Origin of the sequence: Phenylobacterium sp. LH3H17 (assembly GCF_024298925.1) — a bacterium.
Lineage (GTDB): Bacteria > Pseudomonadota > Alphaproteobacteria > Caulobacterales > Caulobacteraceae > Phenylobacterium.
The window spans coordinates 3,682,708-3,707,060 of the sequence record NZ_CP101283.1 but is presented as its reverse complement, the minus strand read 5'-3'; the positions used below and the strand labels follow the sequence as shown (position 1 = coordinate 3,707,060).

18 protein-coding genes are annotated in these 24,353 nt (G+C 68.8%); 12 read left to right on the top strand and 6 right to left on the bottom strand.

Translation table 11 applies throughout. The features are described from left to right. Positions 1-41 precede the first annotated feature (41 nt). Genes M9M90_RS18275 through M9M90_RS18265 form a run of 3 tightly spaced genes read right to left on the bottom strand, consistent with a single transcriptional unit; the run spans position 42 to position 5,414 of the window. Positions 42-1,169 carry a glycosyltransferase family 4 protein gene (locus M9M90_RS18275; RefSeq protein WP_254834667.1) on the bottom strand — a complete coding sequence of 376 codons (1,128 nt, stop codon included), beginning with the start codon at positions 1,167-1,169 and terminating at the stop codon, positions 42-44. Beyond that, positions 1,166-4,366, bottom strand: coding sequence for a glycoside hydrolase family 99-like domain-containing protein (locus M9M90_RS18270; protein ID WP_254834666.1), 3,201 nt, complete (start codon positions 4,364-4,366; stop codon positions 1,166-1,168). The genes M9M90_RS18275 and M9M90_RS18270 overlap by 4 nt, the downstream gene beginning before the upstream one ends. Positions 4,367-4,376: 10 nt before the next feature. Beyond that, the gene (locus tag M9M90_RS18265) at positions 4,377-5,414 is read right to left on the bottom strand and encodes a sulfotransferase family protein (RefSeq protein ID WP_254834665.1); all 1,038 of its coding nucleotides are present in this window, start codon (positions 5,412-5,414) and stop codon (positions 4,377-4,379) included. Between the two features lie 101 nt (positions 5,415-5,515). On the opposite strand from M9M90_RS18265, the gene M9M90_RS18260 reads away from it, so the two are divergent. From M9M90_RS18260 to M9M90_RS18250, 3 genes are read left to right on the top strand one after another with little or no spacing between them, the layout of a single operon-like run. Then, entirely contained in the window at positions 5,516-7,450 is a 1,935-nt protein-coding gene (locus M9M90_RS18260; protein WP_254834664.1) for a hypothetical protein, read from the top strand. Further along, entirely contained in the window at positions 7,447-8,490 is a 1,044-nt protein-coding gene (locus M9M90_RS18255) for a hypothetical protein (RefSeq protein ID WP_254834663.1), read from the top strand. Before M9M90_RS18260 ends, M9M90_RS18255 begins: the two co-directional genes overlap by 4 nt. Next, positions 8,487-9,683: a hypothetical protein gene (locus M9M90_RS18250; protein WP_254834662.1), complete on the top strand. Its 1,197-nt coding sequence runs from the start codon at positions 8,487-8,489 to the stop codon at positions 9,681-9,683. Before M9M90_RS18255 ends, M9M90_RS18250 begins: the two co-directional genes overlap by 4 nt. Here M9M90_RS18250 and M9M90_RS18245 read toward each other — a convergent pair. Continuing rightward, complete coding sequence (locus M9M90_RS18245) at positions 9,680-10,447, bottom strand: DUF6270 domain-containing protein (protein WP_254834661.1); 768 nt, start codon at positions 10,445-10,447, stop codon at positions 9,680-9,682. The genes M9M90_RS18250 and M9M90_RS18245 overlap by 4 nt on opposite strands. 215 nt (positions 10,448-10,662) lie before the next feature. Between M9M90_RS18245 and M9M90_RS18240 the strand changes: the two genes are divergently transcribed. The 4 genes from M9M90_RS18240 to M9M90_RS18225 all read left to right on the top strand — a co-directional run bounded on the left by M9M90_RS18240 (position 10,663) and on the right by M9M90_RS18225 (position 17,744). Then, complete coding sequence (locus M9M90_RS18240; protein WP_254834660.1) at positions 10,663-12,390, top strand: type I secretion system permease/ATPase; 1,728 nt, start codon at positions 10,663-10,665, stop codon at positions 12,388-12,390. Next, positions 12,387-13,757 carry an HlyD family type I secretion periplasmic adaptor subunit gene (locus M9M90_RS18235; protein ID WP_254834659.1) on the top strand — a complete coding sequence of 457 codons (1,371 nt, stop codon included), beginning with the start codon at positions 12,387-12,389 and terminating at the stop codon, positions 13,755-13,757. Before M9M90_RS18240 ends, M9M90_RS18235 begins: the two co-directional genes overlap by 4 nt. Before the next feature lie 220 nt (positions 13,758-13,977). Further along, positions 13,978-15,960: a calcium-binding protein gene (locus tag M9M90_RS18230; protein WP_254834658.1), complete on the top strand. Its 1,983-nt coding sequence runs from the start codon at positions 13,978-13,980 to the stop codon at positions 15,958-15,960. A 101-nt stretch (positions 15,961-16,061) separates the two neighbouring features. After that, complete coding sequence (locus M9M90_RS18225; RefSeq protein ID WP_254834657.1) at positions 16,062-17,744, top strand: glycosyltransferase family 4 protein; 1,683 nt, start codon at positions 16,062-16,064, stop codon at positions 17,742-17,744. A gap of 249 nt (positions 17,745-17,993) precedes the next feature. Here the strand turns inward: M9M90_RS18225 and M9M90_RS18220 are convergent, their stop codons facing one another. Both M9M90_RS18220 and M9M90_RS18215 read right to left on the bottom strand, forming a co-directional pair. Continuing rightward, positions 17,994-19,028 carry a M23 family metallopeptidase gene (locus M9M90_RS18220; RefSeq protein ID WP_254834656.1) on the bottom strand — a complete coding sequence of 345 codons (1,035 nt, stop codon included), beginning with the start codon at positions 19,026-19,028 and terminating at the stop codon, positions 17,994-17,996. 38 nt (positions 19,029-19,066) lie between these two features. Further along, positions 19,067-19,813, bottom strand: a complete 747-nt coding sequence (locus M9M90_RS18215) for a sulfotransferase domain-containing protein (protein WP_254834655.1) — start codon at positions 19,811-19,813, stop codon at positions 19,067-19,069. Between the two features lie 163 nt (positions 19,814-19,976). Here M9M90_RS18215 and M9M90_RS18210 point away from each other — a divergent pair, with 163 nt between their 5' ends. From M9M90_RS18210 to rfbC, 5 genes are read left to right on the top strand one after another with little or no spacing between them, the layout of a single operon-like run. Next, a complete protein-coding gene (locus tag M9M90_RS18210) occupies positions 19,977-20,744 on the top strand; it encodes a cephalosporin hydroxylase family protein (RefSeq protein WP_254834654.1) in 768 nt (255 codons plus the stop codon). Then, positions 20,745-21,518 (top strand): glucose-1-phosphate cytidylyltransferase, encoded by a 774-nt coding sequence (gene rfbF / locus M9M90_RS18205; RefSeq protein WP_254834653.1) that lies wholly within the window; start codon positions 20,745-20,747, stop codon positions 21,516-21,518. Continuing rightward, positions 21,515-22,573, top strand: coding sequence for a CDP-glucose 4,6-dehydratase (gene rfbG, locus M9M90_RS18200; RefSeq protein WP_254834652.1), 1,059 nt, complete (start codon positions 21,515-21,517; stop codon positions 22,571-22,573). Before rfbF ends, rfbG begins: the two co-directional genes overlap by 4 nt. Then, on the top strand, positions 22,573-23,814 hold the full coding sequence (locus M9M90_RS18195; protein ID WP_254834651.1) for a class I SAM-dependent methyltransferase: 1,242 nt from the start codon (positions 22,573-22,575) through the stop codon (positions 23,812-23,814). The genes rfbG and M9M90_RS18195 overlap by 1 nt, the downstream gene beginning before the upstream one ends. Continuing rightward, complete coding sequence (gene rfbC, locus M9M90_RS18190; RefSeq protein WP_254834650.1) at positions 23,814-24,350, top strand: dTDP-4-dehydrorhamnose 3,5-epimerase; 537 nt, start codon at positions 23,814-23,816, stop codon at positions 24,348-24,350. The genes M9M90_RS18195 and rfbC overlap by 1 nt, the downstream gene beginning before the upstream one ends. Positions 24,351-24,353: the final 3 nt, after the last annotated feature.

The window sequence follows — 24,353 nt, the reverse complement described above, 5'->3', positions numbered from 1 at the left end:
CGACGCTCTTCCCGGCGAAGGCCGGAATGAGCGGAACAGTGTCAGCGGGCCGCCAGCTTTTCCAGCCGCGCGGCGTAGCGCAGGCCGATGGCGCGGGCGCTGAAGTGGGTGCGGATGTGGCGCCGGGCGCGGGCCCCGAGCGCGCGGGTCTCGGCCGGGTCGTCCACCAGCCCGGCCAGGAGCTGCACCGCGTGATCGACGCTGGGATCGGCCCAGACCTGACCCTCGCCGAACAGGTAGGCCCCTTCGGCCACCGGGATCAGCCTGTAGTCCACCAGCCGGCTGGTCTCCGGGGTCATGTAGTCGAGATTGCCGGAATAGGCCGTGGCCACCGCGGCGCGGCCCATGATCATCGCCTCGGCCGGCCCGCGCCCGAAGCCCTCGGACCGGTGCAGGGAAACGAAGGCGTCGGCGCAGCGCACCAGGTTCTTGATCTCGTTGTCCGACAGCTGACGGGTGATCGACTGGGCGCGCGAGCCGAGCGCCGCGAGCCGGGCCTCCAGCGCCCGCCGACCCGGATTGTCGTCCTTGCCGCCCTTGTACTTCACCACCACGTGCAGCGGCGCGTCCGGCCGCAGGGCGACCAGCTTCTCGAAGGCCTCCAGCATGGCGAACGGGTTCTTGCGCTCGGCGTAGGAGGAGAAGTCGAAGAAGAACAGGCAGACGAAGGCGTTCTCCGGAATGCCGAAATGCCGGCGTCCCAGGAAGGCCGACACCGTCATCTCCACGGCCAGCGGCATGTGGATCACCGGCCTGTCCACGGCCCCGGCGATGCATTCGCGGATGAACTCCGACGGCGCCCAGACCTCGTCGAACCGCTCCAGGATCCGTGCCCAGGGCTCGGGATACTTCGCCAGCTCCCAGGCCGGATAGATGATGTTGTAGGCGCTCTGAAAGGCCGGGCCCGAGCCGAGGTGCTCCAGCACGCCCATGGCCTGCTCGACCTCGTCGGCGTTGATGCAGAAGAGGTTGGTCTTTTCCGAGAGGGCGGTGACCACATCGCCGCCGAACTCGCGCTCGAAGTCGGGGTCCTTGCCGCGGTCCATGCCGTAGACGTCCAGCAGGCCGGCCTGGACGCCCACCGCCTTCAGCGCCCGCTGGGCCGAACGGACGTGCTCGGCCATGCCGATGGCCGAGAACGGATGTCCGACCAGGACGAGGTCGCTCATGACCTGTCCACCAGGTCGGCGTCGTAGGCGTTCTTCACCGCCTCCAGCCAGCCATGGCCGAACCGCTGGTCGGGCTCCAGGTGCGCGCCCTCCGCCCATTCGTTCCAGGCATTGATGAAGACGATCCGCTCGTCGCCGAAGTTCTGGCGCCGGGTCTCCTCGAACATGGCCTCGATCCAGGCCTGGAAGGCGCCCGGCGTGGCGTGCTGATAGGACCAGCCGCCATCCTGGCGCCGGGCGGTGTTGTCCCAGGAGGGCATCACACCGCGGAACCGGGTATGGGCCGGCGGCGGGGTGTCGAGATAACGCCGCACCATGGCCCGGTAGTCGTTCACCCGGCCCTCGAAGCGCGGATTGTACAGCGGTCCGGGCGGATGGATCAGGGCGCCCGCGCCCGACGGCGGGAACTCCACCGAGGCGTCGAAGCCGAGGCTCGTCGGGTCGGTCTTGCCGCCGGCGTTCTCGAAGCTCTCGACGAAGGCCAGGTAGATCTCGCCGATCCCGGCCTTGCGGCAGTGGTCGCGCCAGGCCTTGGTCCAGGCCCTGGCGTCGGGCAGCAGGCCTGGCCGGTAGATGAGCACCAGGGGCTTGCCGCCGATCCTGATATAGTTGGGCCGGGCGAGATAGGGAGCCATCTCGGCGATCAGCGCCTCGGCGTCGCCCTTTGCGTAGGTCTGGGCCAGCAGCACGTCGCGCGCCTCGCCGTCCCAGGTCCGGGTCCAGTTCTCGTTGGCCCAGCACAGGCAGAAGGGGAAGTCGTCCGGCTTGCCGTCGAGCAACGGCTCCAGCGGCTTTTCCAGCACCCGGCGGCCCCCGGTGAACCAGTAGAAATAGTGGCAGAAGCCGCCGACGCCGTAGCGCTGAGCCAGTTCGGCCTGGCGCTTCAGGGTCTGCGGGTCGGACAGATCGTAGAAGCCGAGGTCGGCCGGCAGGTGCGGCTGGTAGTGGCCGCGATAGTTCGGCAGGGCCCGGGTGACGTTGGTCCACTCGGTGAAGCCCGCGCCCCACCAGCGGTCGTTCTCCGGGATGGCGTGGAACTGGGGAAGATGGAAGGCGATGGTGCGCACCGCGTTCAGCGCCTCCAGCCGCTCGCCCCATCGTTCGACGAAGGCCTGCTGGTTGCGGGTGGCCAGCCGGTGCTTGTAGCCGGCGTCGATGGAATTGGCGGTGACGCTAAGGTGGTGGACGATCTCGGCGGTCGGCTCGTAGATCACCCGAAGGCCGCGCTCGCGCAGACGGAAGCAGAGGTCGGCGTCCTCGCAATAGGCCGGGGCGAAGGCGAGGTCGAAACCGCCCAGCTCGGCGAACACTTTGCGCCGGACCATCAGGCAGGCGCCCGAGGCGTAGTCGACCTCGCGCCGCACGTTCCAGCGGGCCAGGTCCGGGTCTTCGAACAGGCCGATCATCTCGGCGGCGCCGTCGACCCCGATCCGCGCCCCCGCCTCCTGCAGCCGACCGTCGGGGAACAGCATCTTGGGCGCCGTGGCGCCCACGTCCTCCTCCTCGGCGAAGGGGGCGAGCAGGGCCGCCAGCCAGCCCGGCCGCACCTGGACGTCGTTGTTCAGGAAGACCACGAACTCGCCGCGGGCCTTGTCCGCGGCCCTGTTGCAGGTGCGGATGAAGCCGAGGTTCTCGGGATTGGTGATCAGCTTGAGGCCCACGACCTTGGCCAACACCGCGCTGGTCGCGTCGGTTGACGCGTCGTCGATGACGATCACCTCGGCCCGCTCCAATCCGGCGGCCGCCTGCAGCGCCGCCAGACATTCCAGGGTGAAGGTCAGGTTGTTGTAGGCGGGGATGACGATGGAGACCTTGGGGCGCGGTGCGGCCTGGAAGGCCAGTTCGGCCGCCGCCTTCTCCACGTCGCGCTCGGCGACCGAGATGAGCCTGGGCGTCTTCGCCTTAACGCCGGCGATGGCGCGCTCCTTGGCGCGGCGCCGGTCCAGGGTCATGTCGCGATAGGCCTGGATGTCGTAGGCGCCGGCGTCGCGCATGCGGCCCGAGCTGCGCAGCTGCTCGAACAGGCCGTCGTCGCCCTGGGCCCGGCGGCCGATCGCGCCCGGCTCGGGCTTCGGCGTTCGCGACAGAGCCCAGTGCAGCAGGCCCGCCACCGGGGTCTCGGCCGTCTCGGGATGCTCGATCAGATAGGTCGCCTCGTTGAAGTCGGCGGCCGGGGAGACGCCCTCGAAGGCGCCCTCCATCAGATAGTGAATCACCGGATGTTGGTCCGACGGCGCGGCCGGATTCTGCTCCAGATAGAAGGCCACGTCGAAGTGAGCGGACGGGTTGCGCCGCTGCTCGGCCCCATAGTCGAGGAAATGGGAGAGGGCGTTGGAGCCCAGGGGGGCGGCGTCGCGATAGTGCTCGGCGTACCAGACGGCCTCGAACAGCGGGTGGGGGCTGCGGCCCTCGACCGCGCCGCTGGTCACATAGTGCAGCAAGGGCGCGATGCCCCGGTCGGCCACGTCCGGATTCTGGGCCAGGTACCAATCGCCGGCGAACAGCGGGTGCGGATCGTAGCCGCGCCGCCAGCCCTCGCGCAGATAGTGGATCAGCGGGTTCTCGCCGGAGTCCGCCACCTCCTCGGCCTGGCCCACATAGTGGCGCAGGTCGAACAGGGCATGGGGATCGAAGCCCTCCACCGCCCCACGATGGATGAAATGCTGCAGGGCGCTCAGGCCCGTGGCGGCCACCTTCACGGCATGGCGGCCGCGATAGTCCTTCAGGTCGAAAAGCGGGTGCGGATCGCGGCCCTCGCGGTCGCCGGCCACCAGGTAGTGAGCCAGCGGCGCCCAGCGGGTGCCTATCAGGTCCGGGTTCTTCTCCAGGTACCAGGTCTGGTCGAACAGGGCCTTCGGGAAGGCGCCGGAGTCGGGTCCGGCCCGCACATAGTCCACCAGGCCCTTCACCGGCCCGCCCTCGCGGCCGAGGTTATGGTCCACCCGCAGGTCCCAGAGGCCCGAACGGGCGATCAGGGCGGCGCGGCCGGGCCATTTGGCCCGCGCCAGCATCAGGTCGAACTTCTGCTCGGTGGCGCCCTTCTCGGCCAGGCCGACGCGGCGGGCCGCGGCCTTGCGGAATCGGTTCCAGCGATCCTCGGCCACCACCCGGCGCGCCTTGTGCAGGGCGCGCCGCTTGGCCAGCAGGGCGTCCGCGGCGGCGGGGTCGGTCTTTGGTTTTGTCGGTCGTTTGGCCAAGGCAGGGGCTCTAGCGGCCAGCGATCATGGTGTCGACCATAGCCTCGACATCCGCGTGCTCACGCCGCAACCGTGCGAGCTCGGCGACCGCATCCGAAAGTTCACGCCGTTCCAGCGCCCGGCGGTGGCGCTCCTCGGCCAGGTCTGCACGGGCCAGGTCGAGCGCTTGGGTGACCGGTGAGACGAACACCCCCATCTCGATCCGCATCGCCGCAAGCTGATGCGCCGCCTGGTCAAGGACTGCGGGATCGGGCGCTTCGTCGCGCGCGCGGGCCTCGAACCAGTCATGCACCTCGACGGCCATCCGACCCACCAGGGGGACGGCGGCCAAGTCACTCTGGACCGCATTGTGGCGGAGGTCGGAGGTCAGGAAGCCATCGATAAGGTGGGCGGCATGCTCGCTGAGGCGGGGCAGGCGCGCGCCGTGGGCGGCTTCGATGCGGGCCACCTCCGCCCGCCAGTCCGCCAGCAGCCTGTCATATCCGACGAAGGCCCGGGGCATGTCGCGGGAGTAGAGCTCCGCCGCCAGCATGTAGGTAATCCAGAGCAGCACAGACTTCTCAACCGGGAAGCCGTCGCGGCGCGCCAGCGATCCGGCCACCGCCAGCGGGTGGCGGACGGGGATGACCGCGCGGGCAGGCATCTTGCGGGCCTTGAGCGCGGTAAGCCAGAGCGGCGCCAGGACGGACACCCGAGGGTCTTTCAGGAGCGGGAACCAAGCCTGGCCGAACTCGGCGTCATAGAGCTCGAGCGCGCGGGTCGTCCACGCGGCCTCCTGAGCCTTGGGCAAGGCCCTGTAGGGGAAGGTGAAGGGATCGTCCCAGGCGCCGCCTCCCGCACGCAATCGCTCGTCGTTGAAGACAGCGATCTTCCAGGGTTCGAAGTAGCCCTTGGCGTTGTGTTCGTCGCCGGGCATCACGTTCTGCGGAAGCTCAGCGCCGGCCAGCGCGAGGAGCTGCGTCGCCGCCGACGTACCGGATCGGTGCATCCCCAGCACCAGATAGGCGGCCCGGTCCGACTTGTTCTTTCCGGCTCTTGCCGTCGCCATGATGTCCCGGGTCCGCGGTTCGCGTTCGACCCGCTGTATGGCCGCTCGGCCCGGCCTGCAAGTGCGGGCGCGGTTGATCGGCCCGACCAACTGTTGCACAGGTGGCCGACTTCGCCGGGGACTATCTGCGCATGGCCGCCGCGGCCCTATCCGATACGACTTTCAGACTGCTGGCGCTGGGACTCGACGCGAACTTCTATCGCGGCGCCCACCCCGAGCTGGCCGGGGTCAGCCTGGATCCCGCGGCCGACTACGGTCTCGGCGGTTGGCGCCAGGGCCGCGATCCCGCGCCCTGGTTCTCCACCGACGGCTATCTGGCGCTGCATCCCGACGTCGCGGCGTCCGACGGCAATCCCTTCGTCCACTATCTCAGCCAGGGGCTGCGCGAAGGCCGCGAGATCGCCCGCTCACGGCGCGCCGACGCCTGGCTGGGCGCGCGCCTCCGCTCGCCCGATCAAGAACCGCCGGAGCCGATGGGCCCCGAACAGTTCGCGCTCGCGGCGCGGGAGTTCGACGCCGCCTTCTACCTTGGGCAGAATCCCGACGTGGCGGCCAGCGGCGGCGATCCGCTGGAGCACTTCCTCTTCGTGGGCTGGCGGGAGGGCCGTGATCCCAACGCCGCGTTCTCCGTGCGGGACTATCTGGAACTCAACGCCGACGTCGCCGCCGCGGGGGTCCAACCCTTCTTGCACTATCTTGGCCATGGCCGAGCCGAGGGACGGACGGCGAAGCGCAATCTCGGGTTCCGGCACGACATCATCGCCAGGATGCTGCCGTTGCAGCAGCGCCTGGAAGACTATGAATACTGGGCCCGCCAGATCGTCGCGGACGAGGCCGCGACGCTCGCCGCGGGTTTGGCGCAGACCCGCACCAGCCTGGCGAACCTGCACATCACGTTCGGGCACGACAACTACGCCGCCACCGTCGGCGGTCTGCAGCTCTGCATCCAACGTGAGGCCGCCGACATCGCCACGCTCGGCCGCGATCACCTCCACCTCTATCCGGCGCACGGTTGGCCCATGGTGCGCACCGGCGAGGCGGAGTTTCCGGTGGGGGTGATGCTGAACGGCGTACCTCTGGGCTTTTTCGCCCAGAAGGTGATGCTCGCGGAGCTGAAGGCCGCCTTCGCCAAGGTGAAACCCGGCGCTCGCAGCTTCGCGATCCACAGCATGCTGGGCCACTCCGCGCGCGACGTGGTCGACGTGGTCCGCACCGGCGGCCTGAACGCCGGCTATTTCTGGATCCACGACTTCACGGCGCTGTGCGCCGGGGTCCACCTGCTGCGCAACGACGTGGAGGACTGCGGCGCGCCGCCGCCTGGCAGCCCGGCCTGTTCGGTCTGCGTCTACGGCCCGGGCCGGGCGCTGCACATCTCCGAGCACGAGCGGCTTTTCAGCTACCTGGACCTGACCGTGGTCGCACCGTCGCAGAGCGCGCTGGACACCTGGCGGCGCGGCGGCCTCGACGCTCGCGACGAAATCGTGGTCCCGCACGCCCGCCTGATCCCCACCAAGGCGCGTCCCAAGCCGCGCAAGCCTGGGCCGTTCCGCTTCGCCTTCCCGGGCGGCGCCTCGGCGCACAAGGGCTGGCCGATCTTCCGGGAGCTGGCCCTGCGGTTCGCCGGCGACCCGCGCTACCAGTTCGTCCACCTCGCGGCCAAGACCATCGGCGGCCTGCCGATCTCGCATCACCCTGTCTCGGTGACCGCCGAGAAGCCCCTGGCCATGCGCGACACGATCCGCCGCCTGGACATCGACGCGGCCATGGTCTGGTCGATCTGCCGCGAGACCTTTTCCTTCACAGCCTATGAGGCTGTGGCGGCGGGCGCGGCGGTGGTGACGAGCCCCGACAGCGGCAATGTCCAGGCCTTCACCCGGCAGGACGAGCATGGCCTGGTGCTGGCCGACGAGGCCGCCCTTATCGCCGCCTTCGAATCCGGCGACATCCTGCGCCTGTCGCGGGACGTCCGGTCGCCCGTGATCCAGGACCTGGGGTTCAGCGCCCTGACCGCCGATCTCCTGAGGGCCAACGCGTGAGGGTCACCTGCTATTCCAGCTTCACCTTCTCGTACCTGAACCGTGCGCGCGTGCTCTATTCGACCCTGCGCAGATTCCATCCGGACTGGGATTTGGTCGCCCTGGTCACCGACCGGCCACCGCCGGGCTTCCGCTTCGATCCGGCCTCCGAGCCCTTCGACCGGCTTGTCTATGCCGACGACCTGGCCATTCCCGACTTCAAGGCCTGGCTGTTCAAGCATGACGTGGTCGAGGCCTGCACCGCGGTGAAGGGGCCCTTCCTGCACCAGGCGCTGGGGTCCGGCGCGGACGCGGTGATCTATCTCGATCCGGACACCGCGCTGTTTTCCAGCCTCGATCCGCTGCTGGACCTGATGGCCGCCGACGACATCCTGCTGACCCCACACCTGATCGATCCGAACACCACGCGCGAATCGATCCTGGACAACGACCTCTCGGCCTCGAAGACGGGGATCTTCAACCTGGGCTTCGTGGCGGTTCGCGCGCGCGGGGAGGGGCTGCGCTTCGGCCAGTGGTGGAACGATCGGCTGCTGGACTTCTGCTACGACGACATGCCCGCCGGCCTGTTCGTCGACCAGCGCTGGTGCGACCACGTTCCGGCCCTGTTCGACAAGGTCAAGGTGGTCCGCGACCCAGGCTACAATGTCGCCAGCTGGAACCTCAGCCAGCGGACCGTGGCCATCGGCAAGGACGGGGCGATCACCGTCAACGGCGTGCCGCTGCGCTTCTGGCACTTCACCAAGCTCGGCCCCACGGGCGACGTGATGACCAAGCGCTACGCGGGCGACAACCACGCGGTCTACGAGATCTGGCGCTGGTACAAGGACCAGGTCACCGCGGCGACCGAGCCCGCCATCCCGGAACGCTACTGGGCCTACGAGACCTTCGACGACGGGACGCCGATCGCCCGGGCCCACCGGCTTCTGTGGCGCGAGCGCGACGACCTGCGCGCCCGCTTCGCCGACCCCTTCGCCACCGAGGGTGGAGGCTACCGCACCTGGCTCGAGGCCGAGGGCCTGCTCGACCGGACGGCGGCTTGACCGTGGCCAGGCGCGCATCAGACATCCCCGCGGCGGAAACCGGCGGCCTGGCCGCCAAGGTGAGCGACCTCGCCGCGCGCTACGCCGGCCTGCGCGAGGAGGCCCAGCGCGCCGCCGCCGCCGAGGCCCTGACCCGCGCCCGGCTGGGCGCGGCGCTCGCCGAGGCCCTGGCCGCCAGCGCCCGCGCCGAACAGGCCGCCCGCGAAAGCGCGCTAGCCGGCTATCGCGCCGCCGCCCGGCGAACCATCCGTCCCCGCCGCCGCAACCGCCTGGCGAGGCTCGTCGATCGGCTGCTGGGCCGCGTCGGCTCTATCCGGCAGGCCCTGGTCATCGCCCGGTCGGGCGTGTGGCGCGCGAGCGGCCTCTCCTTCGCCGCGCGCCTGCGTGACCTGGCCGCCATGGCGGCCTATGCCCGGCGCGGCGGCGATCCGAGGATCGAGCCCGCCGCCCTGTTCGACCAGGCGTGGTACCTGACCGCCAGCCCCGACGTCGCCGGCGGCGCCATGAGCCCACTCGCCCACTATCTGCTGCGCGGCGGGGCGGAGGGCCGCAGTCCCCATCCGCTGATCCATGCCGGTTTCTACGCCGCGCGGCATGGCGCCGCGCTCGGGGCGACCGGCCTGACGCCGCTGGAGCACTTCGTGCGAATCGGCGCCGCCGAGGGGCGCGATCCGCATCCGCTGTTCAGCATCGAGCACTATGCCGGCCAGGCGCCCGACCTGGTGGAGAGCGGCTGCAATCCACTCACCCACTATCTGGACCTGGGCTGGAACCGGGGCCTCTCTCCGCACCAGCTGTTCGCGCCGGACTTCTACGCCGCGCCTTCCGACGCCGGGCCGCCGCTCGTCCACTATCTGCGGACCGGCGCCGCGGCGGGCGCCAAGCCCCATCCGCTGTTCGACCCCACCGCCTACCGCGCCCTCTACCCCGACGTGGACGCGGGCGGCCACGAGCCGCTCAGCCACTATGTCATGGCCGGCGGGAGCGAGGGCCGCAGCCCCAGCGCCTGGTTCGACGCCGGCCGCTATATGCGCGAACGCGGTTCGGCGCGGCCGGACGATCGCAATCCGCTGGTCGACTATCTGCAGGGGGGCGCGTGGAGCGTGGGCGAACCCTGGCTGGACCGGACGAGCTTCGAGGTCCCCGGCATGACACCCTTGGAGCATTGGGCCCGGCAGGGCGGCACGCGCTAGACGCCGGCCTCGTGCAGCCGCCGCCAGATGTCGCGGTAATAGTCGTCCACGTAGTGGAAGGGACTGAGACCCCAGCGGTGGCCGCTGTCGGCCAGGCGCAGCTCGCCGGGCGCGCGGATCCTCACGGCTCGCGGCATGAGTTCGGCGAAAGCCGCCTGATAGCGGTCCAGCATGGCGTTCTGTTCGCGCAGGTCGACCATCCGTCCCTCCAGCACGTCGACGGTCGGGGCGAAGGCCTGGGTCTGGCCGTCTGCGTCCAGATAGCGGTCGGCCCATTGGGCCTCATGCAGGATGACCTGCGACTCGTGCAGCGGTGTCGCCTGCAGGAAGGCGGTCATCTCCGCCGCGCCCTGCATCCAGAGCCGCTCGCAGGCGGCGGTGGCCCGTCCGATGCTGTGGGCGGTCTTGAACGGCGCCTGGTCCAGGTAGCCGCTGACGTCCAGCTCCCAGGTGTGGGACACCAGGCCGCCGCCGACCGACAGCAGGTCGAAGCGCTCGTCGATGAAGTCGAAGACGATGTGGGTGGGCCGATGCGCCACCAGGGCCGCCAGCGCCGTCTTCCTCAGATCGGCGACCAGGGCGGCATGTGGCTGGGGGCGCAATCCGCTGGGCGGTTCGTCCGCCGTCGTAACCCCCGCGGGGACCGGAGCGAACAGGGTCGCCAGGCTGGTTCGCGACACATAGAGCAGGTTCTGGGGCGTCTCGCCCAGGATCGGCCACAAGTCTCGCGTTATGCAGCTGCCGATGATCGCGATCCTGGACAAATGGCGCCTCCCCGGGCGCGCGAGGCCGGCCCGATGCGGCTTCCTAGCACACGCCTCAGGAGAGTGGCGCGGCGGGTTGCGCCATTGACATCGGACGGAGCCCCGAGCATGTCTCGCGCGTTTTCGGCACAATACGCCTTGGACTTGGTTCATAAGAATCGCCGATGGTCGCGGCGTCCAACGACCGCGAGCATCCACGGAACAGTCCGGCGCGCATGAATATCCTGAACCCGTTGGCTGACCAGCCCGACAACCCGCTGACGCGGTCCATCAAGGAGGGATACACCCCCCTGTGGTTCGCGGCCGGATTCAGCGCGGTCTCGAACGTGCTCTACCTGGCCCTGCCGCTCTACACCTTCCAGATCTACGGGCGGGTGATGACGAGCTACAGCGTGCCGACCCTGGTGGTCATCACCGTCGCCGTCCTGGCCGCCTTCATAGTCTCGGGACTGATCGACGACTATCGCGCCAAAGTGCTGATCAATTTCGGCGTGGTCATGGACCAACGCGTTAGCGGCAAGGTGTTTTCGGCCCTGTTCGACGGGGTGGTGCGCGGCAATCCGTCCCTGCGCTCGCAGGCCCTGCGCGACCTCGACGCCTTCCGGCAGATGCTGACCGGCTCGGCCTTCGCCAGCCTCTTCGACCTGCCCTGGCTGCCGGTCTTCATCGGCGTCCTGTTCGTCATCGACCCCTTGATCGGGGTGGTGACCCTGATGGGCGCGGTCATCCTGGTGGGCATCACCATCGCCCAGGATCGCGCCACGCGACCGGCCCTCAAAGAGGCCAATGACGCGGCCCTGCGCAGCTATGGATTCACCGACGCGGCGCTGCGCAATGGCGAGGTGGTTAGGGCCATGGGCATGGTCGAGCCGCTGGGTCAGCGCTGGGCCGGTTTCCGGTCGGTCACCATGGAGCGCAGCGCCGCCGCCAGCGAGCGCGCCAGCGTGCTGTCCAACGTGAGTAAGTTCGCGCGTCAGGGGATTCAGGTCCTGATCATCGGAATCGGCGCCTACCTGGTGGTGAAGGGCGAGATTCATTCGGGCCTGCTGTTCGCCAACATGATCCTGGCGGCCCGCGCGCTGCAGCCGATCGACCGGCTGGTCGGATCCTGGGATGGCCTCAACAACGGCTACCGCGCCTATCTGCGGCTGAACGTGCTGTTCAAGGACTGGAAGCCCAGCACGCCCGCCACGGCCCTGCCCACACCGCTGGGCCAGCTGTCGGTGGAGGCGGTGAACTTCGCCCCGCCCGGCGCCAACCGCTTCGTCCTGCAGGGGATCAATCTCAAGGTCGAGCCCGGCGAGATGCTCGGGATCATCGGCCCGTCCGGCGCGGGCAAGTCGTCGCTCGCGCGCCTGATCGTCGGCATCTGGCAGCCTAACAGCGGCACGGTCCGCCTCGACGGCGCCGACGTCTATTCCTGGGATCGGGTCGAGTTCGGCAAGCACGTGGGCTACCTGCCGCAGGACACCGAGCTCTTCGCCGGCACCATCCGCGACAACATCGCCCGCTTCCGAACCGACGTGGAGGACAGCGCCGTGATCTGGGCCGCCCAGGTCGCCGGGGTCCACCAACTCATCCTGCGGCTGCCCAACGGCTATGACACCGAGCTGGGCGAGGCCGGGCACGTGCTATCCGCCGGCCAGCGCCAGCGGGTGGGCCTGGCCCGCGCGGTGATGGGCAATCCGCGCCTGCTGGTGCTGGACGAGCCCAACGCCGCCCTCGACGCCGAGGGCGAAGAGGCCCTGGTCAACGCCATCGACGGGCTCAAGGCCGGCGGCGCGACCATCGTCATCGTCTCCCACAAGCCCAGCGTGTTCCGCAGCGCTGACAAGATGCTGCTGCTGCGCGACGGCCGGGTGGAGCTGTTCGGACCGCGCGAGCAGGTCATGGCCCGGGTGGTCCAGCCGGCCGCGGTCCAGAAGATCGAGGCCACCCGATGAAGTTCGAACTCGGGCCCGTCAAACCCTATGTGACGCCGGCCTTCAGCGGCAGCGATCTCGCGCCCCTGGATCCTGAGCTGCAGCGCCGCGTCAAGCGGCCGATGATCATGGGCTCGATCGTGGTCGCGGTGTTCGTGGTCGGCGTAACCCTATGGGCGGCGGTTTCGCCGCTGGACAGCGCCGTGGTCGCGCCGGGCACGGTGCGGGTCGAGGACAACCGCAAGACGGTGCGGCACCTGCAGGGCGGCACCGTGCGGGCCATCCTGGCCCGCGAGGGCCAGCACGTGAAGCTGAACCAGGTGCTGCTGCGCTTCGACGACGTGCAGACCCGCGCCAGCGTCGACGTCCTGCAGAACCAGTACGACAACATGCTCGCCCAGACAGCCCGCCTGCAGGCCGAGGCGACGAACCAGCGCGTCATCGTCTTCCCGCCTGAGTTGCTGGCGCGACAGGGCGATCCGCGGGTGGCGGGCCTGATCCGCGATCAGCAGTTCCTGTTCGCGACCCGGCTGCAGTTCTTCGAGACCCAGGGCGACGTGCTGGGCCAAAGGCTTCAGCAGGTCGAGACGCAGATCGGCGGGGTGAAGGCCCAGATCGACGCGCTCAACGAGAGCGACCGCCTGACCAAGGAAGAGCTGGCCGGCTACCAGACCCTCTACGAGAAGGGCTATGCGCCCAAGACCCTGATCCTCCGCTATAAGCGGACCCTGGCCGAGCAGGCGGGACGGCGCGGCGCGCTGCTGGCCGAGACCACCCGGCTGCGCGAGCAGATCGGCGAGACCCGGCTGCAGATCAACACCCAGCGCGAGGAGCGGATCAGCCAGGCGGCCGAAGGCCTGCGGCAGATGCAGACCGGCCTGTCGGACGTCGGCCCGAAACTGGCGGCGGCGACGCAGATGTTCAACGCGGCTACCGTGCGCTCGCCGGCCGACGGCTATGTGCTCGATCTCACCCAGTTCACGGTGGGCGGCGTGGTGGCGCCGGGCGAGCGGCTGATGAGCGTGGTTCCGGCCAATGCGCCGCTGTTGGTGACGGTGCGAATCAAGCCCCAGGACACCGACATCGTGAAACCGGGCTTGAAGGCGCGCGTGCGGCTCAGCGCTTACAATTCCCAGCGCGTGCCGCCGGTGGACGCCGAGGTGATCAACGTCTCGGCCGACCAGTTGACCGACGAGCGCAATGGCGAGAGCTATTTCCGCGCTGATGTGCGTATTCCGCCACAGGAGCTGACCAAGCTGCCCAGCGGCGTGAAACTCCGGCCCGGGATGCCCGCCGAAGCCATGATCGTAACCGGAAAACGCACGGTTCTTTCGTATATAGTCAGTCCGCTAACCGACACAATTCGAGACGCGCTGAGGGAAGATTAACGCGGGGTGAATCTGGCGCGGGAAAACCCCGTTCGTACGGCGGTTTCGCGCCTTTTTACCTGTTGCGCATTTTCAACGGTTCCGATACGTCTCCCTAGGGCTCGTTTAACCTTCGCCACGACCATGTTATGGCGAACGGAAAGGACCGCTGGGACCGCTCCATTTGGGAAAATGGTGGCCAGGCGTTTCAGGGTCCATGTGACACAGACTGGAGAGAAGCATGGCTAACTATTTCTTCGAGACGATTACGGTGGCACAGGCGGCGGCTTACAACGCCGGCGCCGACACCCTCGTCTTCAGCACCGCCGGGGCCACTGGCGCCCAGGTTCAGGTGGTTTACGTTCCGGCGTCGGGCGCTTCGCCCGCCACGGTGAACATGACCTACAACGGTCGCACGGTTACCTTCGGCACCGGCATCTACGGTGAAGCCGGCACCGTGTTCGTCGACTCCTCGGTGCTCTACGTTGGCGATCCGGGCGCGAACGACACGGCGGCGGGCGCAAGCACGGCCGACGGTCTCTACGGTGGCGCTGGCACCGACTCGCTCACCGGCGGCGCCGGCAACGACTCGCTGCAGGGCAACCAAGGCAACGACACGATCGCGGCCGACGCCGGCAACGACACCATGTACGGTGGGGCCGACAACGACGTGGTCGGCACCGGCGATGGTAAGAACTTCGCCCAGGGCAACCTCGGCACCGACTCCATCACCGGCGGTTCGGACACCGACACCCTCTATGGCGGCCAAGGGGATGACACCATCCTCGGCGCGGCCGGCGCGGACCTGATCTTCGGTGACCTCGCCGACGACGACATCGAAACCGGCACGGGCAACGACACCGCCGACGGTGGTGATGGTGCCGACTCGATCATCAATGCGGACGGTAACGACTCGATCACCGGCGGCGCTGGCAACGACACCGTCACCAACACGCTCGGCAACTCGACCATCTTCGCCGGCGACGGCGACGACACGGTGACCATCACGGCCGGCAACGCCACCGTGAACGGTAACCTCGGCAACGACGGCATCACCGCCGGCGCTGGCAACGACTCGCTCTACGGCGGCCAGGGCGCCGACACCATCGTCACCGGTGACGGCACCAACTGGTCGAACGGCAATATCGGCAACGACGACATCACGGGCGGCGCTGGCGTTGACACCCTGCTGGGCGGTCAAGACAACGACACCCTGTCGGCCGCGGCCGGCGCTGACTACCTCAGCGGCGACCTTGGCAACGACAGCCTGAACGGTGGCGGCGACGCCGACACCCTGGTTGGCGCTGACGGCAACGACATCCTCGATGGCGGGCTGGGCAACGACAACCTCGACGGCGGTCTCGGCAACGACGACCTGCGTGGCAATGACGGCAACGACACGATGAGCGCCGGCGACGGCAACGACGTGCTCAATGGCGGCATTGGCAACAACAGCGCCGACGCTGGCCTGGGCAACGACTCCTACACCGGCACGGCTCTCGCCAACGACACCGTCAATGGTGGCGACGGCAACGACACCCTCGATGGCGGCGCTGCGGCGACGTCGAACTTCGCGGGTGGCGCGGGCACTGACTCGCTGGTCGGCGGCACGGGTAACGACACCCTCGGCGGTGGCGACGGCAACGACACGATCGTCGCTGCTGACGGCAACAACTCGGTCGACGCGGGCGCCGGTGACGACACCGTCTCGGGCGGCGCTGGCAACAGCACCCTCTCGGGCGGCGATGGCAGCGACAAGATCACTGATGGCGCTGGCAACAGCGTTCTCAGCGGCTCGGCTGGCAACGACACCCTCGACGGCGCTGGCGGCACCGACACCGTCTCCGGCGGCGCGGGCCAAGACAGCATGACCGGTGGCGCTGCCGCCGACGTGTTCACCTTCGCCAACGGGGACTCGTCCACGACGGCTGGTGCGTTCGACCAGATCGCCGACTTCACCGTCGGTGTCGACGACCTCTCGGTCGGCGTGACCCCGACCGCCGGGAACTTCCTGAGCGGCACCTCGGCGGCGAGCTACGCGCAAGCGTTGACCGACGCCACGGCGCTGATCAGCACGGGTTCGCGCGACATCGTGGTGATCAATGTCGCCGCGGGCGCCGATGTCGGCACCTACGTGTTCGCCGACACTGGCGGCACGAACTCGGTCGGCAACGCGATCAAGCTGACGGGCAGCCTCACGCTGACCGCCGCTGACTTCATCTAAATAGAAGTCACGATCTAGACTTTGGGGCCGCCCTTCGGGGCGGCCCTTTTGTTTTGCGCGGCTTTGTTTTTGGCCGAAAGCGCGCTACCGCCTGATCCCGCATGACCAACGCCGCGCTCTATTTCCATCCCGACGGCTACGACACCACCGGGCAGCGCCTGATGGGCCGCCACTCCGCCGGGGAGAGCTTCCTGCGCGGATTTATCCGCAACGCTGAGATCGACCGTCTGGTCCTGTTCAACGGAACACCGAAGCCGGTGGCCGAACTGGATGCGCTGGTCCGTCGCATCGAGCCGCCGCGGACCCCCCTGGACTGGATCGACCGCCGCCAGCTCGGCGCCCTGCGCGACCCCGGCTGCCTCTATGTCCCAAGTCCCAATATCGGCCCCGAGGCCTGGGCCCGGCAGCCTTTTGATTCGCGCCGCTACAGCCTTTGCGGCATCACCCACACCACCGCCACCCATCGGGTCATGGACATCCTCCACGACCTGATCGTCGGACCCCTGGAGCCGTGGGACGCCCTGATCTGCACTTCCAGCGCGGTGCGGACCAGCGTGGAGACCGAGTTCGAGGCCGTTCACGAGCATCTGGCCCGGCGGCTCGGCGCCACGCGCCGGCCCCAGCCGCAGCTGGCGACCATCCCGCTGGGCGTCAACGCCGATGACTTCAAGCCGTCGCCGGAGCATCGCAAGGCCTGGCGAGAGCGCCTGGATATCCCGCAGGACGCGGTGGTGGCCTTCTATCTGGGCCGGCTCAATCCGATCGCCAAGATGAACCCGGCGACCATGGCCCTGACCCTCGAGGCCGCGGCCCGGGACACCGGCCAGCCGATCTATTGGGTCGTCGCCGGCTGGGCGGGTTCCGACGAGGAGACCGAGCAATTCCATAACCAGACGCGTGCCTTCTGTCCCAGCATCCACTACCGCGCCGTGGACGGCCGGCCGGCCGACACCCGCTTCTCCATCTGGTCGGTGGCCGACCTCTTCATCTCGTTTTCCGACAATATCCAGGAGACCTTCGGCCTGACTCCGGCCGAGGCGATGGCCGCGGGCCTGCCCTGCGTGGTCAGCGACTGGGACGGCTATCGCGAGACCGTGCGCCACGGCGTCGACGGCTTCCGCATCGCCACTCACGCGCCGCGACCGGGCCTGGGTCAGGATCTCGCCTTCAGCTACGCCCGGAGCTGGGTCAGCTATGACCAGTACCTGGCGGCCGCGGCCCAGATGACGGCGGTCGACCTGCCCTCCGCCAGGACGGCGGTGGCGGCCCTGGTCGCCGATCCGGAGCTGCGCCGGCGCATGGGCGCGGCGGCCCGCGAGCGCGCCCGCTCCACCTTCGACTGGTCGGCGATCATCCCGCAGTACCAGGCGCTGTGGGGGGAGCTCGCCGCCCGGCGGACCGCGGCCCTGACCGACCCGGCGCGCCGGTTCGTGAACCATCCCAATCCGCGCCGGCTCGACCCCTTCACGCTGTTTGCCAGCTACCCGACGGCGCCGATGACACCGGAGTCGGTTGTCGCCCTGGCCCCGGGCATGACCTGGGAGGGCGCGGTGGCGCGGCTGACCGCGCCGCTCGCCTCGTACGCGCGCTGGGCCATGCCGTCGTCGGCCGAGATCAAGCAGACCTTCGACCAGGTCGCCGAGGCGGGCCCCCTGCGTGTCGCCGAGCTGACGGCGAGCTTCCCGGCGCCGCGCCAAGGCGTGATCGAGCGCAGCCTCCTGCGGCTGGTGAAGTTCGGGATCCTGGAGCTTGGCCCGACGCCGCCGGTGGCCGATATTTCCTGAACCGCGGGCATGCCAATGCGATGGCCGCGAGCATCCAGATTTTCAGGGGAACGCGAGAGGCCGGGCGGTGAAGCCGCGAGCTTACCGCCCGGCCAAAGCGACACAGTCCTGGAGAGCAAGACTGACGTCAGACTGTACCCCAGTCCCGCTTCTGGCGAAAGAGACTCTAGCGCTACAATGGGGTGCTAACGGATTTGTGAGGTGAAGCTCGTAGGCGCTGATTTCCCTGCTGGACTCACGCGTTTTCGCCTAGAGGGCGAGCTCGAAACTCCGTTTCAACACCGGCTTGCCGGCCCGGGTCACCACGTAGCTCGCGGTGTATCGGCCGCTGCGCCAGCCTTCGGCCGGCGTGCGCTTGCCGACATAGAAAAGGTACTGCGCCTTGGCGCGGTCCAGGGGCGCGAGCGTGTTCTGGACGAGCATGCCGCCGGCCGGGTCCACGACGCTCAGGCTCTGCACATCGCCCGCCTGCAGGTTGATCGCCCGGACATAGGCGATCAGCGCCGGCGCCGTGGCCGAATGCGCCGCGACGCCGCCCGCCTCGACCGCCTCCATGGTCGGCTGCGCGCCGGTGAAGCCGGCGTTCAGCACCGCGCCCGGCCGATAGGCGACGGCCTTGGCCGCCGGCGGGTCCCAGAGACCGACGCCGGGGCTCGCCGCGTCGCAGGTCCCGGGGGCCGCCTCCGGACGATAGGGGTCGACAATCACCCCGGCCTTGCGGACGCTCAGATGAAGATGCGGGTACTCGGTATTGCCGGACAGGCCGACCCGCGCGATCGGCTGGCCCGCCGTGACGGTGTCGCCCTGCTTCACCATCATGCCGCCCTGGGCCAGGTGGCAGTACTGGGTCTCCCAGCCGCCGCCGTGGTCGATGACGACCCCGTTGCCGCATTCCTGTCCCGCGACGGAGGCCGGGCCGGCGATCTTCACCGACACGTCGGCGACCCCGTCGCGAAGCCTGGCGACCCGCCCGGGGGCGGCGGCCAGGACATCCACGCCGCGGCGCTGCGCGGCCATGTCGAGCAGGCGGATGTCGACACCTCCGTGCTTCTCATAGGTCTGGGTCCCGCAACGATAGTCCCTCACGCCCGGCCCTGGATCGACATCGACATGGTTCTGCACCGCACAGGTCTCGCCCACCACGCAGTCCAGGGGAAAGGACAGTCGAGGGCCGTCGATCGAAACGGGCGCGGCGGCGGCTGGCGGTGCGGCGGCGGCCTCCGGTTCGGCGGCCGGAGAGCAGGCGGCCAGCAGGCCCAGCAGGAGGGGGATCGATCTGGTCATGGCCGATCCTCGCCCCGGGTCTCGCCCGAAATGTGGCGTCACGGGAAGGCAACGCCTGTCAGGGCCTCGAGCCTTGCCAGATCGCGCGCATAGAGCATGCGAAGGAAGGCGGCGTCCTCATCGGTCAGATCGCCGCCATAGTCCATCTCGCGTCCGACATGCACGTCGCGCTGAGTCACGGGGCTGGGGGGCGGGGCGCCCAGGAAGGCGTTGACGGCCGCCAGGGTGGCGTTGGGATCGCGCCGCAGGTCGTCGGCCTTGGCGATCAGCACCTGATCGCGCGGGAAGAGGGCGAGCAACCGCTCGACCTGCTCGCCGTAGAAACCCCGCTCCACATAGGAGAATTCGCGATGCGCGCCCCAGGGTTGGGCGTCCAGCAGCCGTCGGCGCCCCTGGCGTATGCACCAGGCGAAGGGCTCGGTCTCCGCGCCCCGGGCATATTCCATCTTCCAGTGCGACCAGGCGCGTTCGACCGGGTCGCGCAACATGACGATGATCCTGGCCTTCGGATTGTAGGCGGCGATCCGTTCCAGGCTGCGCGGCCAGTAGAGGTAGATCGGCGTCGCCTCGCCGCGAATCAACGGGCCCGCCGCGTCGAACTGGGCGTGGTAGGGAGCGTAGTCCGGGGCGGCCCAGTCGATCGACTCGTCGTCGAAGAAGTGCACCTCCTTGACCTTGGAGAGCCCGATATTCGGATCCTCCGCCAAGTAATCGTAAAGCGCGGTCGTTCCGGCCTTCTGCACGCCGGCGACGATGAAATTGACCCGCCGATCGACCTCGTCCAAACCCGCCTCAGCCCCATTTTCGCGTCTTTGCAGCACGACGCCGCCATCCCGTCCTTCGATACGGCTTCATCGCGCGAAGGACACGCGATAATAGGGGGGCCAATTCGTCGGCGGGGGCGGGCGATCCGCCAACCTGCCGGCAGCATTCCGAAGGCGAAGAGCTTTGATCACCATCATCGACGAAGAGCGCGGCGAAGTCGTCGTCAAGGACGGCGAGGCCGAAACCCGCCACAGCCTGGCGAGCGCCGAGGGCTTCGCCGCGGCGTCCAAGGCCTGGCTCCGCGCCACCTGGGATTCGAAGTATGTCTATTCCTTCGCCTGGATGGGCCGGCCGGTCATCCAGCTGCCGGAGGACATGATCCGCCTGCAGGAAGTGATCTACACCCTGAAGCCGGACGTCCTGGTGGAGACCGGCGTCGCCCACGGCGGCTCGCTGATCTTCTACGCCTCGCTGTTCGAGGCCATGGGCAAGGGCCGGGTGATCGGCATCGATATCGAGATCCGCAAGCACAATCGCGAGGCCATCGAGGCCCACGAGATGTTCAGGCGCATTGAGCTGATCGAGGGCTCCTCCACCGCGCCGGCGACGCTGGAACAGGTGAAGGCGCTCATCAGGCCGGGCGAGAAGGTCCTGGTGGTGCTCGACTCCAACCACACCCGGGACCACGTGCTGGACGAGCTGAAGCTCTATGGCGAGCTGATCGAGGTCGGCTCCTACGTCGTGGCCACCGACGGGATCATGGCCCAGGTGAAGGGCGGCCCGCGCACCGGCGACGATTGGGACTGGAACAATCCCCAGCGCGCCGTCCACGACTTCGTGGCCCAGGATAAGCGCTTCATCGTCGAGGAGCCGGCGTTCCCATTCAACGAAGGGACCGTGACCGAGCGCGTGACCTACTGGCCCGACGCCTTCGTCAAGCGGATCGCCTAGATGAAGGCCGTCCTGCTCTGCGGGGGCCTCGGCACCCGGATCTCCGAGGAGAGCCACCTCAAGCCCAAGCCGATGATCGAGGTCGGCGGCCGGCCGATCCTCTGGCACATCATGAAGCTGTTCTCGCACCACGGCTTCAACGAGTTCGTCGTCTGCCTCGGCTACAAGGGCTATGTCATCAAGGAGTACTTCGCCAACTACGTGCTCCACAACGCCGACCTCACCGTCGACCTGGCCAAGGGTTCGATGGAGTACCACGCCACCAATCACGAGCCCTGGAAAGTGACCCTGGTCGACACCGGGGCCGAGACCATGACCGGCGGTCGGCTGAAGCGGGTGGCGCAGTACCTCAATCCCGGCGAGCCGTTCTTCATGACCTATGGGGACGGCGTGGCCGATGTGGACCTGAAGGCCCTGGCCGAGTTCCACAAGAGCCATGGCCGCGACGCCACGGTGACCGCGGTGGCGCCTCCGGGCCGCTACGGCGCGCTGGACATCGTGGAGGGCGCGGTGGAGCGCTTCATCGAGAAGCCGCCCGGCGACAACGGTCTGATCAATGGCGGTTTCTTCGTGCTGGACCCCTCGGTCATCGCCCGCATCGAGGACGACACGACCACCTGGGAAGTCGAACCCTTGCAGGGCTTGGCCGCCGACGGCCAGCTCATGGCCTACCGCCACGACGGCTTCTGGGCGGCGATGGACACCCTGCGGGACAAGAACAATCTCGAGGCGCTCTGGGCCTCGGGCCAGGCGCCCTGGCAAGTGTGGAAATGAAGCGGCCCGACCCCGCCTTCTGGTCGGGCAAGCGCGTCCTGCTCACCGGGCACACCGGGTTCAAGGGCTCGTGGGCGGCGATCTGGCTATCGCGGATGGGGGCCAAGGTCACAGGCCTGGCCCTGCCGCCCGACCAGGAGCCCGCCCTGTTCATCCAGGCGGGGGTCGCCAGCCTGACCGACTCGCTGCTGGTCGACCTGCGCCGCCCCGCCGACCTGGAGCAGGCCCTGGCCGGACGCGAATTCGACCTGGTGCTGCACATGGCCGCCCAGCCGATCGTGCGGGCCTCGATCGAGGACCCCATCGCCACCTTCGCCTCCAACATCATGGGCACGGCCCACCTGCTGCAGACCTTGCGCGGGCAGGGCGCGCTGCAGGCGGTTCTGGTGATCACATCAGACAAGGTCTACGCCAACCACGAGACTGGCCGCGCCTTCGCCGAGGGCGACGCTCTGGGCGGCAAGGACCCCTATTCAGCCTCCAAGGCGGCAGCCGAGATCGTCGTCCAGAGCTTCGCGCGCAGCTTCTTCGACAAGGCCCAAGTGCCGGTGGCGACAGCGCGGGGCGGCAATGTCATCGGCGGCGGCGACTATTCCCGCGACCGGCTGGTGGCCGACATCGTCCGCGCCGGCCAGGCCCAGGGCGTGACGGTCCTGCGCCATCCGGAGGCCACCCGGCCCTGGCAGCACGTGCTGGACTGCGTGGCGGGCTACCTGGTCTATCTTGAGCGCCTGGCGACCGATCCGGCCGCGCCGCGCGCGCTGAACTTCGGCCCCCGACCCGGCGGCCCCGAGGTGACCGTGGGCGATCTCGCCACTCGCGCCGTCGAGGCCCTGGGCGCCAAGCCGTGGCGCCACGAGCCCGACCCCAATTCCATCGAGGCCAGGTCCCTGGGCATCGACGCCAGCCTGGCGCGCCAGGTGCTGGGCTTCGAGAGCGCCCTCGACGCCCCGGCCGCGGTGGAGTGGACCATGGACTGGTATCGCGACCAGGCGAACGGCGGCGAGGCCCTGGCCCTCGTCCAGGACCAGATCACGCGTTACGAAGGCCTTTGATGACCGTTCCCGCCTGCCGCTTCTGCCGCGCCCCCCTGACCCAGACGTTCGTGGACCTGGGCCTCCAGCCCCTGGCCAACTCCTACCTCACGAAGGCCCAGCTCGAGTCGGGGGTCGAGGGGACCTATCCGCTGCACACCCGGGTCTGCGGGACCTGCTTCCTGGTCCAGGCCGACGACCCGGTCGCCGCCGACGCCATCTTCGACGACGGCTACGCCTATTTCTCAGCCTATTCCGAGAGCTGGGTGGCCCACGCCAAGCGCTACGCCGAGGCCATGGCCGCGCGGTTCGGGCTGGGCGAGGATTCGCTGGTCATCGAGGTGGCCTCCAACGACGGCTATCTGCTGCAGCACTTCAAGGCCATGGGCGTGCCGGTCCTGGGGATCGAGCCGACCGCCAACACCGCCCAGGTGGCGATCGAGGAGCGGGGCATTCCCACCGAGGTCACCTTCTTCAACGACGCCACCGGCCGCGCCCTGAAGGACCGGGGCGTCGCCGCCGACCTGATGGCGGCCAACAACGTCCTGGCCCACGTGCCCGACATCGGCGACTTCGTGGCAGGCTTCCAGCACGTGCTGAAGCCCGAAGGCGTGCTGACCTTCGAGTTCCCGCACCTGCTGAACCTGATCGAGAAGGTGCAGTTCGATACCATTTATCACGAGCACTATTCCTACCTGTCGCTGCTGGCGGTGGAGCGGGTGCTGCGCGCCAATGGGTTGCGCCCCTTCGATGTCGAGCTGCTGACCACCCACGGCGGCTCGCTGCGGCTGTTCTGCGCCCACGAGGCCGCGGGCCATGTCGAGACCCAGGCGCTAAAAGACCTCCGCGCACGCGAGCATGCGGCGGGTCTGGACCGTCTCTCAGGGTATGAGGGCTTCACCGCCCGGGTGGAGGCGGTGCGCGACGGTTTCCTGGCCTTCCTGGCTCAGGCCAAGGCGCAGGGGAAGATCGTGGCGGCCTATGGCGCCGCGGCCAAGGGCAACACCTTCCTGAACTATGCCGGGGTGAGCGCCGCCGACATCGTGGCCTGTTTCGACGCCAATCCGCACAAGCAGGACCGCTACCTGCCCGGCAGCCATATCCCGGTCCATGCCCCGGCGCGGATCGCCGACTTCAAGCCGGACTATCTGGTCATCCTGCCCTGGAACTTGAAGGACGAGATCATGGGCCAGCTGGCCTATGTGAAGGCCTGGGGCGGACAGTTCGTGACCGCCGCGCCCGACACCAAGGTCGTCGGCTGATGCGGTTCTCGGCGACCGGCATCGAGGGTGTCGTGATCGTCGACCTCGATCCCGTGGCCGATGAGCGGGGCTCGTTCGCCCGCCTGCATTGCCCCGAAGAGTTCGCCGCCGCCGGCCATCCCTTCGCGCCGCTGCAGACCAGCCTGTCGCGCAACCTGAAAGCCGCCACGCTGCGGGGCCTGCACTATGAGGCGACCCCGCACAAAGAGGCCAAGCTGGTCAGGGCGACCCGCGGGGCGATCTTCGACGTGGCGGTTGACCTGCGGCCGGGCAGCCCGACCTATCGTCAGTGGACCGGGACGGAGCTGTCGGCGGAGAACGGCCGCGCCCTGCTGATCGGGCGGGGACTGGCCCATGGTTTCGTCACCCTCGAAGACGACACCGACGTCCTCTATCAGATCGATCGCATCTTCGAGCCGGGTCACGGGCGCGGAGCGCGGTGGAACGACCCGGCCTTCGGCATCCAATGGCCCCTGCAGCCCCAGATCATGTCGGAGCGGGACGCGACCTATCCGGACCATGGTTCGGCCAGCTAGACT